The organism is Geodermatophilus amargosae (assembly GCF_900116515.1).
In the GTDB taxonomy this organism is placed as follows: domain Bacteria; phylum Actinomycetota; class Actinomycetes; order Mycobacteriales; family Geodermatophilaceae; genus Geodermatophilus; species Geodermatophilus amargosae.
Genome location: NZ_FPBA01000002.1, coordinates 112,386 through 124,477, shown reverse-complemented (window position 1 = coordinate 124,477; position 12,092 = coordinate 112,386). Strand labels below are relative to the sequence as shown.

The following is a 12,092-nucleotide window of genomic DNA, read 5'->3' as shown; positions in this document are numbered from 1 at the left end:
GCCCGGCTGTGGACGGGAGGCGGCGCTGTGGACGGCGCAGCGCTCCCGGCGGAGGTCCGGCCTAGCGTCCGCGACCACCCCGGGAGGTGCCCGGGACGGACAGGAGGAGCCATGAAGGTCGACATCGCCACCCTGCAGTCGATGGCCGGGCGCTGCCAGAGCGAGGCGGCCGAGACCGCCTCCCGGCACGCGACGCTGTCGAGCACCGTCACGGGCTCGGTGCTCGACGGCTGGACCGACAGCCAGGCCGCGGTGCAGTTCAGCGCGCTCTACGAGCAGTGGCGGGTCTCGGCGCAGGGTGTGAGCGACGCGCTGACCGGGATGGGCGCACTGCTGTCGGCGGTCGCGGCCTCCTACCAGCAGCACGAGGCCGAGATGGCCGCGCGCATCGGTGCGCTCGTCTGACCGGGGCTCAGCCGGGCGGGGCCGTGGCCAGTGCGGCGGCCCGCCCCGGTTGCAGCCGCCTGCGTGCCGCGGCCAGGACCTCGGGCGCACGCTCCCAGGGGAGGATCGACAGGATCGCCACGCAGTGCGGCAGGAAGATGATCCGCAGGCCGCCGAACACCATCAGGTGGAAGCCGAGCAGGAAGACCACGAGCGCCACACGGGCCCGGTCGGAGCGGACGAGCAGCATCAGCGGGGCGGCGAACTCCAGCACGAGCATCGCCCACTGCACCGCCACGAGCAGGCCGGGCACGTCGAGCGTCCACTCCGACAGGCCGGTGCCGCGGCGGATCACCGCCCGGGTGATGGTCGAGCCGGTCGCCCAGTCCCACCCGCCGAAGCGCATCTTGGCCCAGGCGGCGAGGAAGTAGGTGAGCATCACGGTCACCATCACCGCCGCCATCGCCCAGCCGGCCGCCTCGGACCGGCGACGGTCGCGCCAGTGCACCCGGCCGATCGTGGGGAGGACCGCGAGGGCGACGAGGTAGGCGATGCGGTCGTGGTCGACCTTGCCGTAGCTCATCGCGATGACCATCCACTCGAGGTACAGCACGAAGACCGCGGTCCCGAGCAGCCGGGGCGCGCGACCGGTGGCCGCGGCCAGGGCGGTGAGCACCAAGGCCCACTGCACGACGTGGACGACGGTCGACGTCGGCGTGGGCAGGTGCAGCACCCGGGCGATCTCGAGCGGCTGGTACCAGACGGTCGGCACCTCGGCGTGGGCGCGCACCCACGCGGTGGTGAGGAAGACGTCGACCGGGACGAACAGGTAGGCGATGGTGCGGAAGACCGCGATCCGGGCGAGCGGGACCGGTCGGGTCCAGAAGCCGCGCAGGCCACGGAGGACGGAGCCGGGGGAGGGGGCGGTGGAGCCGACGGCGGGGGTGCTCACGAGCCGGCCTCCAGGTCCTGGCCGACGAGCACCCGGTCGGTCCACTCACCGGTCGGCAGGCCGTCGTCGAGCTCGAAGTGCCGCTGCACCACCTGCACCTCCACGAGGGAGGGCGCGTCCGGGTGGCGCCGCGCGTGGGTCTCGGCGAGCGTCACCAGCAGCGCGGGGTCGTCGACCATCCGGGGGAGCTGTCCCTCGAACTCGGCGCGGCGCAGCCCCACCTCGCCGCCGGAGAGCCGCACCTCCTCACCGGCGCCGGTGAGGCCGACGACGCGGGTGGAGACGACCGGTGCATTCGCGTCGGCGCGGGTCGAGTACATCTTGAACGGGCCGAACGGGAACGAGGCGTCGGTGCCCCACAGCGTCCCGGCGAGGACCAGCGCGAGGGTGACGAGCGTGGCGGCGAACCGGACGCGGCGCCCGCCGGGGGAGAGCACGACGACGTCCGCCTCGGCGGGGTCGCCGGCGCGGGACGGCTGGATCACGCGGGCATCGTAGGATCGGCGGCCGTCCAGATGGGTCACCGACGCCGCGTGGTGGGCAACTGGCCTGCCCGGCCCGGGACGGCCCTGTCCGCGTGCCGCGTCGCCCGTCCACCGCACGACGACGTCGGGAGAGCAACCGTGCAGTTCGGTCGGTACTACGAGGAGTTCGAGGTCGGTGCGGTCTACAAGCACTGGCCGGGGAAGACCGTCACCGAGTACGACGACCACCTGTTCTGCCTCATCACGATGAACCACCACCCGCTGCACCTGGACACGCACTACGCGGCGGAGACCACGGACTTCGGGAAGAACGTCGTCGTCGGCAACTACGTCTACTCGCTGCTGCTCGGCATGAGCGTGCCCGACGTGTCGGGCAAGGCCATCGCCAACCTGGAGATCGAGTCGCTGCGGCACGTGGCGCCGACGTTCCACGGCGACACCGTCTACGGCGAGACCACCGTGCTGGACAAGACGGAGTCGAGGTCGAAGGACGACCGCGGCATCGTCCACGTCGAGACGATCGGCTACAAGCAGGACGGCACGGTCGTGTGCGTCTTCCGGCGCAAGGTCATGGTGCCCAAGCGTTCCTACGGCGAGGCCCGCGGCGGGGAGCAGCCGGGCCGCCCGGAGCCGAAACCGCGCTCCTGAGGACGAGGGGCGCGCTGCCGGCGCAGGTCAGGACGGCAGCGCGCCCCAGCCGCGCAGCGTCGCTACCAGCCCCGGCGTGCACGGCAGCCGGTCGAGGTCGGCGGCGTCGGCGAAGGTGACCGCGTCGGCGTCGTCGCCGGACAACGGCACGGCGGACGGGTCGGCGAGCGTGCAGACGAAGTCGGCGACCTCGTAGACGACGCCGTTGCCGGGGATCGTCACCCGCCCGACCTGGGCGCCGACCCGGACCTCCAGCCCCGTCTCCTCCCGGACCTCCCGGACCACCGCCGCGGACAGCGTCTCGCCCGGCTCCACCCGCCCACCCGGCACCGACCACAGCCCCCGCCCGGGGGCGTTGCGACGCCGGACGAGCAGCAGCCGCCCCTTCGCGTCGAGGACCACGGCACCCACGCAGGCCTGCACCGGCAACGGTCCGCCGGGGGAGGAGGGCGCCACGGCCGCAGGGTACGGTGACGCGACCCGGCACCGTCCGACTGCGCTTGACGTCGGCCCCGCGTGACAGGACGGTGTCATCCGATGAGCGCCTCCCCGGTCTGTCCCCGCTGCGGCGAAGCACTGGTGGTGCGCCCCGGGGACTCGGCGGTGGCCTGGTGCCACCTGCACGGCGCGGTCACCCCGCTGCACCACACCGCGCTCATCGCCCACGACGCCATCGCGGCGGTCACCGCCGACGCCCGGGTGCCCGCCTGGGTGCCCGACCCCGTGCCGTCGGGCTGGACGGTGACCGGCCTGGCCTGGGGTGGGGAGCCCGGCGCGCGGGCGATCGTCGTCGGCTGCGCCGGCCCGGCGCCGCTGGGCGGGGCGGCGGAGCTGGTGCTGGTCGCCGAGGAGCCCGGGATGGGCGTGGGCTGCGGCTACGCGGGACTGCCCGGACTCGACCCCGGCGACGTCATCACCGGCCCCTCGTCGGCGGCGGTCGAGGCGGCCGGCCAGCGCGCACCCCTGTGGGCGGTGCCCACGTCCGACGACCGGGCGGCCTTCGTCGGCGAGGCCTACGGCGTGTGGCTGTGGCTGGTCATGTGGCCGATGTCTGCGGGCTGGCTGCTGGCCGAGGAGCTGCGCCTGCTCGACCTGCGTGACCGCCTCTATCCCGACCTCCCGCTCGGCCCGCCCAGCGAGCACCTGCTGCCGGGGGAGTGAACGGCCCGGTTCTCCCCGGCGTGTCCGGCGGGTGGGCCCTGGTGCCTGTGTTACCCATGTGACGGCCTCCGGGCCGACCCGCGTGGGCGCCGTGCCCGCCGGTCCGAACTGATCCCCGGAGGTGGCGGTGAACCTGAAGAAGGTCCTCGTCTGGCTGGCCGTCGCCTTCGTCGTCTTCTACGTGATCCAGCAGCCGGAGTCCTCGGCGCAGATGGTGAAGAGCGCCGGTGAGGCACTCGGCGACGCTGCCTCCTCCATCGCCGCGTTCGTCACCTCGCTCGTCTAGGCGGCCGTGACCGGCCCGGGCGGCGGCCGCCCGCCGCGGTGGGCCAAGGACGCCGCCAAGTACCTGCTCCCCGGCGAGCAGGCCGTCGTGGCCACCCGCCGGCACTGGGCGGTGCTGCTGTGGCCGGGCGCGAATGCCCTGGCCGTCCTGCTGGTCGGCCTGTGGGTGCTCACCCTCGACCCGGACAACCGGTTCAGCTCCGGCGTCGGCCTGCTCGTCGTCGTCGGCGCCCTCGGCTGGTTCGCGCTGCGGGCCGGCGAGTGGTGGATGCGGCACTTCATCGTCACGCGCCGCCGCGTGCTGCTGACCTCCGGGATCGTCGCGCGCACCGTCACCCTGCTGCCGCTGCGAAGGATCACCGACCTGACCTGGAAGGAGACCGTGCTCGGCCAGGTCCTCGGCTACGGCACCTTCCGCTTCGAGTCGGCCGGCTCGCAGCAGGCGCTGTCCCAGATCACCTTCCTGCCGCGCGCGGACCTGCTCTACCGCGAGGTGAGCGAGCTCCTCTTCGGCAGCGACTGGGGAGGAGCCGCGGGCGGCGACGACGAGGGCAACCCGGAGAACGGACACCCCGCCCCCACCGGGCAGCGGCGCGACACCCAGCCGATCCCGCGCCTGCCCGGGGCACCCGGCGCGGCCTGAGCGCGGGCCGGGGGGCTGGGGGAGGCTGGAGGCCGATGCGCATCGACCTGCACACCCACTCGTCGGTCTCCGACGGCACCGACAGCCCGGCCACCCTGGTGGCCGCCGCCCGCGCCGCCGGCCTCGACGTCGTCGCCCTCACCGACCACGACACCACCGACGGGTGGGCGAGCGCCGCCGCGGCCCGGCCGGAGGGGCTGACCGTCGTCCCCGGCATGGAGCTGTCGGCCCGCTGGTTCCCCGCCGAGGGCCGGCCGGTCAGCGTGCACCTGCTGGCCTACCTCTTCGACCCCGACCACCCCGAGCTCGCCGAGGAGCGCCGGCGGCTGCGGGAGGAGCGGCTGGACCGGGGGCAGCGGATCGTCGCCGCGCTCGCCGCGGCCGGCTACCCGGTCGAGTGGGAGCGGATCCTGGACGCCAGCGGCGGCGCGGTGGTGGGGCGCCCGCACGTGGCCCGCGCCCTGGTCGAGGCCGGCGTCGTCGACTCGGTGGACCAGGCCTTCGCCACCCTGCTGCACCAGGGCAGCCCCTTCCACGTGACCAAGGCCGACACCGACGTCCTCGAGGGGATCCGCATGGTCCGCGCCGCCGGCGGCGTGCCGGTGTTCGCGCACGGACTGGCCACCCGGCGCGGCCGGGTGGTCGACGACGTCGCGATCGCGGCGATGGCCGGCGCCGGGCTGGTCGGGCTGGAGGTCGACCACCCCGACCACAGCCCGGCCGAGCGCGCGCACCTGCGCGGCCTGGCCGGCGACCTCGGCCTGCTGGTGACCGGGTCCAGCGACTACCACGGCGCCAACAAGGCGACGCCGATCGGCGCGTGCACCACCGACCCCGCCCAGTACGAGGCGCTGGTGGCCGCGTCCACGGGCAGCGTGCCACTGGCCGGCCGAGGCGGCGCTGCCGGTTAGCGTGACCGGATGAGGCAGTCCGACGGCGCGCAGCTGGAGATGCCCGGCATGCCGCGCCGGCTCTTCCCCGCGACGCCGAGCAAGCTGGCCACCTTCGCCGACTGCCCGCGCCGCTACCGGTACGCCTACGTCGACCGGCCGGCGCCAGCCAAGGGCCCGCCGTGGGCGCACAACTCGGTCGGGTCGGCGGTGCACGCCGCGCTGCGCTCCTGGTGGGACCAGCCGCGGGCCCGCCGCACGGCGGGAGCCGCCCGGCAGCTGCTCTACGGCGTCTGGAGTGCCAACGGCTTCCGTGACGACGAGCAGGCCGCCCGGTGGCGCGCCACGGCGGCCGGCTGGATCACCGGCTACGTCGAGTCGCTGGACCCCGCCGAGGAGCCGGTCGGGCTGGAGCGGCAGGTCTCGTGCACCACCGAGCGGCTCGTGCTGACCGGCCGGGTCGACCGCATCGACCAGCGCGGCGACGAGCTGGTCGTCGTCGACTACAAGACCGGCCGGGTGCCCAGCACCGACGACGAGGCCCGCGGGTCGGCGGCGCTGGCCGCCTACGTGCTCGGCGTGCGGCGCACGCTGCGCCGGCCGTGCAGCCGGGTCGAGCTGCACCACCTGCCCAGCGGCACGGTGGCCTCCTTCGAGCACACCGAGCGGTCGCTGGCCAACCACGTGCGCCGCGCCGAGGACGTGGCCGCCGACATCGCCGTCGCCACCCGGGCGCTCGAGGACGGCGTGCCACCGGACGAGGCGTTCCCCACGGTCACCGGCCGGCAGTGCGGCTGGTGCGACTTCCGGCCCAGCTGCCCGGCCGGCCAGGCGGCGACCCCGCCGCGCGAGACGTGGAGCTTCCTACCTCCTGAGGACGCACCTCCGGGGTGACCGGGCAGGCGGAGCGCTCCGGGCGGCCACCGCAGGGCACGAGTCGGTGCCTCGAAAGGGTGAACGCTCGTTCTTTCCGCAGGAATCGTTGCACCGCGTGGGGTCGGCGTCCCAGAGTCGGCCCATGTCGACGACGAACGCCGAGGTCGTGGGCGCGCTGACCCCCCTCGTGATGCCCGGGTACTGGACCGACGTCCGCCAGCGCCTCGAGGAGGTCGTCGCAGCCTTCGGCGACATCCCCGCCATCGAGTCGGCCGAGGGGTCGCTCAGTTACCGCGAGCTCGGCAGCCGCATCCGTGCCCTCGTCGCCGAGCTGCCGGACGCCGATCCCGACGTGCCGCCGCGCCCCGTCGCCGTCCTGGCCGAGCAGGGCACCGACAGCATCGCGGCCTTCGCCGCCGTCCTCGTCTCCGGCCGGCCCGCGGTCTTCCTCGATGTCGCGCTGCCCGAGGAGCGCATCGGCGTCATCGCCGAGCGGGCCGGCGTCGAGGTCGTCCTGGCCGACGACGCCCGCTCCGCGCTCGCTGCGCGGTTGCCCGGGGTCGAGTCGGTGCGCGGCCTGCTACCCGGCGCGGGGACGGGGGACACCGCCGACCTGCCCACTCCCGGCCTGGACGCGCCGGCGTCGATCATCTTCACCTCGGGCACCACCGGCGTGCCCAAGGGCGTGGTGTACACGCAGCGCACCGTGCTCGGCATCGGTCACACCTGCCGCGACGCCCTGGCGCTCGTGCCGGGGGACCGCGTCTCGCTCGTGCTGCCGGCGTCGTTCGCGGCTGGTCAGATCCTGGTCTTCGCGGCGCTGCTCAACGGCGCCACGGTGGTCACCCGCGACCCCCGGGTACACGGCTTGCGCGACCTCGTCGACTGGCTGGCCACCAGCCGCGTCACCACCCTGCACTGCACCCCGTCGCTGCTGCGGTCGATCGGGGAGGCCCTGCCCGAGGGTGCTGTCCTGGACTCGGTGCGCATCGTCACCACGGCCGGGGAGAAGGTCCACGGCGCCGATGTCGCCGCGTTCCGGCCCCGGCTGCGCGAGGACGCGGTCTTCGCCAACTGGATGGGCTCCTCGGAGAGCTGCGACCTCACCATCCACCCGATCGGCCCAGGCGACCCGCTGCCCGACGGCGTGGTGCCGGCCGGGCGGGCGGTGCCCCTGCGCGAGCTCGTCGTCCTGGATGCCGGCGGCGATCCGGTGCCGCCGGGTGAGGTGGGCGTCCTCCACGTGGTCTCGGAGTACATGTCCGCCGGCTACTGGAAGGACCCCGAGGCGACCGCGGCCGTGTTCACCCCGCTGCCCGACGGCCGGACGCGGTTCCGCACCGGCGACAGAGCGCGACTCGATGCCGACGGCGTGCTGCACCTGGTCGGGCGCGCCGATGACGCCGTGAAGGTGCGCGGCTACCTGGTCGAGCCCGCGGAGGTCGAGGCGGTGCTGCGCTCCCTGCCCGAGGTCGCCGACGCTGTGGTCCGAGGCCGGACCGACGGGGCGGGGCAGGTTCGGCTGGTCGCCTGGGTGGTGCCCGACCCGGCGCGGCGGACGCCGTCCCCGGCGGCGCTGCGCAGCGCGGTCGCACGCGTGCTGCCCGACTACATGGTCCCGCGCGACGTCGTGCTGTTGCCGGTGCTGCCGCGCAGCGAGCGCGGCAAGGTCGACGTCCGCGGGCTGCCCGAGCCGCCGCCGCGGCCGGAACCGGTGCCTCCGGCGGGCGAGGCGGAGCGGCAGGTGGCTCGCATCTGGGCCGTGGTGCTGCGCCTGGACGTCGTCGGGCGGGACGAGAGCTTCACCGCCCTGGGCGGGGACTCGTTGGCCGTCGAGGAGATGCTGGCCCGGCTGCAGGCCGAGCTCGGTGTCGCTCTGGTCGCCGGGGATCTCGCCGAGCACCCGACGCTGGCCGACTTCACCGGGCGGGTCGTCCTCGCGCGGCGTGGGGGGAGCACCGATCGGGTGCCCGACCTGGTGCGGCTGCGAACCACCGGGACGCGCACGCCGATGTTCTGCCTGGCCGGAGCGGGCGGTGAGGCGGCCTACTTCGAGGCCTTCGCCGCGGCCCTCGGGCCCGACCAGCCGGTGTACGCGCTGCAAGCGCACGGCTTCGACGGGCGCGGCATCCCCGACTGGACAGTGGGGCGCGCCGCCCGCCGCTGTCTGCGGGTGGTCGAGCGGATCGCGCCCGAGGGCCCGGTGCAGCTCGTCGGCCACTCGATGGGCGGCTTGGTCGTCCTCGCTCTGGCCCACCTGTTGTCGGCGCGCGGTCGGCGGGTCGAGCTGCTCACCCTGCTCGACACCTACCTGCCCGGGGAGACCGTCGGGCCGGGCATGGCCCCCATGGGTCCGCAGTTCTCGCCGCAGAGCCGGCGGCAGCTGTGGCGTACCAGGCTGCGCATCCTCGGCGCGGGCCTGGTGGCCTACTCGGCCGAGGAGCGCAAGGACGTCTTCCACCAGCTCGGCGCCCGGGTGGCCCGCTTCCACCGCCCCACGCCGTGGCCGGGTCGCGCACTCGCTGTGTTGTCCAACGAGAACCCCGACGACCCCCGCCGCTGGGATCGGCTGCTCACCGGGGAGCACGACGTGGTGGAGGTCGACTGCGACCACAACGCGTTGCTCAAGGTCCCCTACGTGACGACCGTCGTCGACCACGTCCTGGCGGCGACGCCCTCGGCCTGAGTGGGTCCCCGGGGCGGTCCCGCCCCGTGACTCAGGCGCCCACCGCCACCGCGGACGCCGTCCGCTCGAACCCGGCCCGCCGGGTCGGCGAGTGCCGCGCCCGCTCGGGCAGCGCCAGCATCCCGGTGCGGAACGCCCGCAGCGCCGCCGTCGCCGCGGCGTCGGTCAGCGTCAGGCCGGGCAGCGAGGCCAGCTTCCGCGCCCACGGCGGCAGCGTCGCCACACCCAGCGAGGCCAGCGAGCCCCACGCCGGCCGGGCCGGGGTCAGGAACTGCACCCAGCGCGGCATCGGCGGGACGACGAGGAAGCGCCAGGCCTCCCGCCCGGCCGGGGTGAGCGCGAGCTGCGGCCGGACCCGCTCGAAGTAGTCCGCCAGCTCCGCCACCGACGCCGGGACGTCGGCGCGGTCGACGCCGATCAGCTCGGCGGCGGTCACCTGCTCGGCCACGTAGCGGTCGGCCTCGACGTCGGTGACCACACCGACCCGGCGGGCGACGTCGAGCAGCGAGTCGACCTCGCAGTTGTGCACCCACAGCAGCAGGTCGGGGTCGTCGACGCGGTAGCTGCGCCCGGTGGTCTCCTCGGTGCCGCTCAGCGGCCGGTGCAGCCCGCGGACCCGCCGGACGGCGCGCACCGCCTCCCGCCGGGTACCGAAGGTCAGCACGTCCACGTACTCGGCGGTGCGCACCAGCCGCTGCCACGGCGACTCGCGGAACGTCGAGTTGCGGGCGACGCCGTCCATCGCCACCGGGTGCAGCGCCTGCAGCAGCAGCGCGCGCAGCCCGCCGACGCTGTAGACGGGGTCGGCGTGCACCTTCCAGGTGACGCTGTCGGGACCGAAGAAGCCGAGCAGGTCCTCCTCGGCCGACCAGTCGCGGGCCGAGATCCGGGCACCGGTCACCGGGCGTCGTCCGACAGCGACGACCAGAACGACGTGAGCACCTCGAGGGTGCGGGGTGGGTTCTCGACGGCGGGGGAGTGGATCGCGCCGGCGATGACCTCGTGGCGGGCGCCCAGCCGCCGGGCCATCTCCGCCTGCGCGGCCGGCGTCCACGCGTCGTCGGCGGCGCCGTGGGCGACCAGCACCGGGATCCCGGTGGCGGCCAGCTCGGCGACCCGGTCGGGCTCGGAGGTCATGGCGTCGGCCATGCCGCGCAGCCCGGCGGCGGTGTTGGCGAGGAACCGGCGGGCGTAGAAGGCACGGGTGGCCTCGGGCACCACCTGGGCGCGCTCGTCGGTCATGGCCAGCTGCTCGAGCGTGGCGTGCACCAGTTCGACGCCGCCCTGCTCCAGCAGCGGGCCGAGGTGCTCGAGCAGGTCGGCGCGCGGGCCGACGAGCTTCGAGGGACCCGACCCCAGCAGGGTCAGCGACCGGAAGGCAGCGGGGTCGGCCAGGACGGCGGCCCGGCTGACCAGCCCGCCGAAGCTGTGCCCGAGGAGGTGCGGGGTGCCGGTCTCCTCCCGGAGCAGGTGCGCCACCTCGACGACGTCGGCGGCGAGCTCGGCGACCGAGTAGGCGTCCGGGTCGTCGGGGCCGGGGGACTCGTACTGCCCGCGCTGGTCGATCGCGACGACGCGGTGGCCCCCGGCGGCCAGCGGCGCGAGCAGCGGGGCGAAGTCCTCCTTGCTGCCCGTGTAGCCGGCGACCAGCAGCACCGTGCCGCTGCGCCCGTCGCCGCCGGTGTCCAGCGCGGCCAGCGGCCCGGCCCGGCCCGGCAGGGTGCGCGGCGAGGCGTCGTGTTCGGCCAGCTGGCGCAGGTCGTCGGGGGCGATGGCGAGGTCGGGGCTGTCGGAGGTACCGGGCAGGACCATGGTCCCAGTGAACCCCGCCTGTCGGGACCGCGCCGCCGGGCGACCCTGCAGGGTCCCGCCGCGAGCTCGCGAGTGGCGGGGGGCAGGGAGGCCTCCTAGGACCAGCCGGCCACCCGGTCGGGGAGGGCGTAGACCAGCACCGGCCCGACGACGGCGGCCCGGCCGCCGGGCTCCAGCGCGTCCTCGACCGCCACCCGGGCGGTCTCCGCGCCGGTGGCCGGGTCGCGCAGGACCAGGCTGCCGGACTCGGGGACCCACACGCCGGCCCGTCCCACCTCGCCCTTGCCCACGGCGGACGCGGTGGGCAGGCCGAGTGCGGGCACCTGCCACAGCTGCGCCCCGGTGGTGCCGTCCAGCGCCGAGAGGGTGCCGCGCGCCCACACCAGGGCGACGTCGCCGACGCCGCCCTGCAGGACCGGGTCGCCCTCCGCGCCGCCGTCGGTGGCGGCCGGGAGCGCGAGCTCCTGCAGCTGCGCGCCGTCGTCGGGACGGTGGACCAGCAGCGCGTCGCCGGCGACGACGTCGACGAGCCGGTCGACGCCGGCCAGCCGCACGTCGGAGCCGTCGGCGACGGTCAGGTCGCGGGTCCAGCGGGCCTGGCCGGAGAAGGAGTCGAACAGCCGCAGCTGTACGGCGGCCGTGCCGTCGCAGCGCTGCAGCACCGCCACCCCCGCGCTGCCGACGGCGGTGTCCACCAGCGCGCAGCCCGGCTCGGCGGCCGACCGCCAGCGGACGTTGTCACCGACCGGGTCGATCACGACGATCCCGGTGTCGCTGCTGGCGAGGACCACCTGGTCGGTGCCGGCGATCGTCGCGTCGCCGCGCAGGCTGAGGTTGCGGGTCCAGGCGCGCACCCCGGTGGTGGCGGTGAGCGCCAGCGCCTCGTCACAGCGGTCGCCGGCGCGGAAGACGGCGACCACCAGGCCGTTGCTGGCGCTCAGGCCGCACAGCGCGGCGTCGGCGCGGCGGTAGTGCCACGCCTCCTCGCCGGTTGCCGGGTCCAGCGCCGTCACGCCGTCGGCGGAGGGCACGACCACCCGGCCGCCCTCGACGACGCCGGGGGGCAGCGGGACGCCGGTGTCGACCGACCAGGCCTGCGCCAGGTCCCCGGACGGGGTGCCGGGAAGGGCCTCCGGCGCGGGCGCGGTGGTGCTGTCGGTGGCCGCGACGCTCGACCCCCGCCACAGGAGGGTGGCGACGACGACCAGCGCGAGCGTGGCCGCCGTCCAGACCCACACCCGCAGCGGCGGGGGACGCAGCGCCACGGCCT

14 protein-coding genes are annotated in these 12,092 nt (G+C 75.5%); 8 read left to right on the top strand and 6 right to left on the bottom strand.

Annotation, left to right across the window (positions count from 1 at the left end; genetic code table 11):
* Nucleotides 1–111 precede the first annotated feature (111 nt).
* Nucleotides 112–405 carry a WXG100 family type VII secretion target gene (locus BM414_RS03230; RefSeq protein WP_093578012.1) on the top strand — a complete coding sequence of 98 codons (294 nt, stop codon included), beginning with the start codon at nucleotides 112–114 and terminating at the stop codon, nucleotides 403–405.
* 7 nt (nucleotides 406–412) lie between these two features.
* Here the strand turns inward: BM414_RS03230 and BM414_RS03225 are convergent, their stop codons facing one another.
* Entirely contained in the window at nucleotides 413–1,336 is a 924-nt protein-coding gene (locus BM414_RS03225; protein ID WP_245784447.1) for an HTTM domain-containing protein, read from the bottom strand.
* Nucleotides 1,333–1,821 carry a hypothetical protein gene (locus tag BM414_RS03220; protein WP_175551402.1) on the bottom strand — a complete coding sequence of 163 codons (489 nt, stop codon included), beginning with the start codon at nucleotides 1,819–1,821 and terminating at the stop codon, nucleotides 1,333–1,335. The genes BM414_RS03225 and BM414_RS03220 overlap by 4 nt, the downstream gene beginning before the upstream one ends.
* 138 nt (nucleotides 1,822–1,959) lie before the next feature.
* Here BM414_RS03220 and BM414_RS03215 point away from each other — a divergent pair, with 138 nt between their 5' ends.
* Nucleotides 1,960–2,469, top strand: a complete 510-nt coding sequence (locus tag BM414_RS03215) for a MaoC family dehydratase (RefSeq protein ID WP_093578010.1) — start codon at nucleotides 1,960–1,962, stop codon at nucleotides 2,467–2,469.
* 27 nt (nucleotides 2,470–2,496) lie between these two features.
* On the opposite strand, the gene BM414_RS03210 is transcribed toward BM414_RS03215, so the two are convergent.
* Complete coding sequence (locus BM414_RS03210) at nucleotides 2,497–2,925, bottom strand: NUDIX hydrolase (RefSeq protein WP_245784446.1); 429 nt, start codon at nucleotides 2,923–2,925, stop codon at nucleotides 2,497–2,499.
* A gap of 81 nt (nucleotides 2,926–3,006) precedes the next feature.
* Between BM414_RS03210 and BM414_RS03205 the strand changes: the two genes are divergently transcribed.
* The 6 genes from BM414_RS03205 (at nucleotide 3,007) to BM414_RS03185 (ending at nucleotide 9,010) form a co-directional block, all read left to right on the top strand.
* On the top strand, nucleotides 3,007–3,630 hold the full coding sequence (locus BM414_RS03205; protein ID WP_093578008.1) for a DUF6758 family protein: 624 nt from the start codon (nucleotides 3,007–3,009) through the stop codon (nucleotides 3,628–3,630).
* A 127-nt stretch (nucleotides 3,631–3,757) separates the two neighbouring features.
* Complete coding sequence (locus BM414_RS29065; RefSeq protein WP_175551401.1) at nucleotides 3,758–3,916, top strand: hypothetical protein; 159 nt, start codon at nucleotides 3,758–3,760, stop codon at nucleotides 3,914–3,916.
* A gap of 6 nt (nucleotides 3,917–3,922) precedes the next feature.
* Nucleotides 3,923–4,558 carry a PH domain-containing protein gene (locus BM414_RS03200; RefSeq protein ID WP_093578007.1) on the top strand — a complete coding sequence of 212 codons (636 nt, stop codon included), beginning with the start codon at nucleotides 3,923–3,925 and terminating at the stop codon, nucleotides 4,556–4,558.
* Between the two features lie 35 nt (nucleotides 4,559–4,593).
* On the top strand, nucleotides 4,594–5,469 hold the full coding sequence (locus tag BM414_RS03195) for a PHP domain-containing protein (protein ID WP_093578006.1): 876 nt from the start codon (nucleotides 4,594–4,596) through the stop codon (nucleotides 5,467–5,469).
* Between the two features lie 9 nt (nucleotides 5,470–5,478).
* Nucleotides 5,479–6,342 (top strand): RecB family exonuclease, encoded by an 864-nt coding sequence (locus BM414_RS03190; RefSeq protein ID WP_245784445.1) that lies wholly within the window; start codon nucleotides 5,479–5,481, stop codon nucleotides 6,340–6,342.
* A gap of 124 nt (nucleotides 6,343–6,466) precedes the next feature.
* A complete protein-coding gene (locus BM414_RS03185) occupies nucleotides 6,467–9,010 on the top strand; it encodes an alpha/beta fold hydrolase (protein ID WP_093578005.1) in 2,544 nt (847 codons plus the stop codon).
* 31 nt (nucleotides 9,011–9,041) lie between these two features.
* On the opposite strand, the gene BM414_RS03180 is transcribed toward BM414_RS03185, so the two are convergent.
* From BM414_RS03180 to BM414_RS03170, 3 genes are all read right to left on the bottom strand, one after another.
* On the bottom strand, nucleotides 9,042–9,911 hold the full coding sequence (locus BM414_RS03180) for an oxygenase MpaB family protein (RefSeq protein ID WP_245784444.1): 870 nt from the start codon (nucleotides 9,909–9,911) through the stop codon (nucleotides 9,042–9,044).
* Nucleotides 9,908–10,822 (bottom strand): alpha/beta fold hydrolase, encoded by a 915-nt coding sequence (locus tag BM414_RS03175; protein ID WP_093578004.1) that lies wholly within the window; start codon nucleotides 10,820–10,822, stop codon nucleotides 9,908–9,910. Before BM414_RS03175 ends, BM414_RS03180 begins: the two co-directional genes overlap by 4 nt.
* A gap of 95 nt (nucleotides 10,823–10,917) precedes the next feature.
* Complete coding sequence (locus BM414_RS03170) at nucleotides 10,918–12,087, bottom strand: outer membrane protein assembly factor BamB family protein (protein WP_093578003.1); 1,170 nt, start codon at nucleotides 12,085–12,087, stop codon at nucleotides 10,918–10,920.
* Between the last annotated feature and the right edge of the window lie 5 nt (nucleotides 12,088–12,092).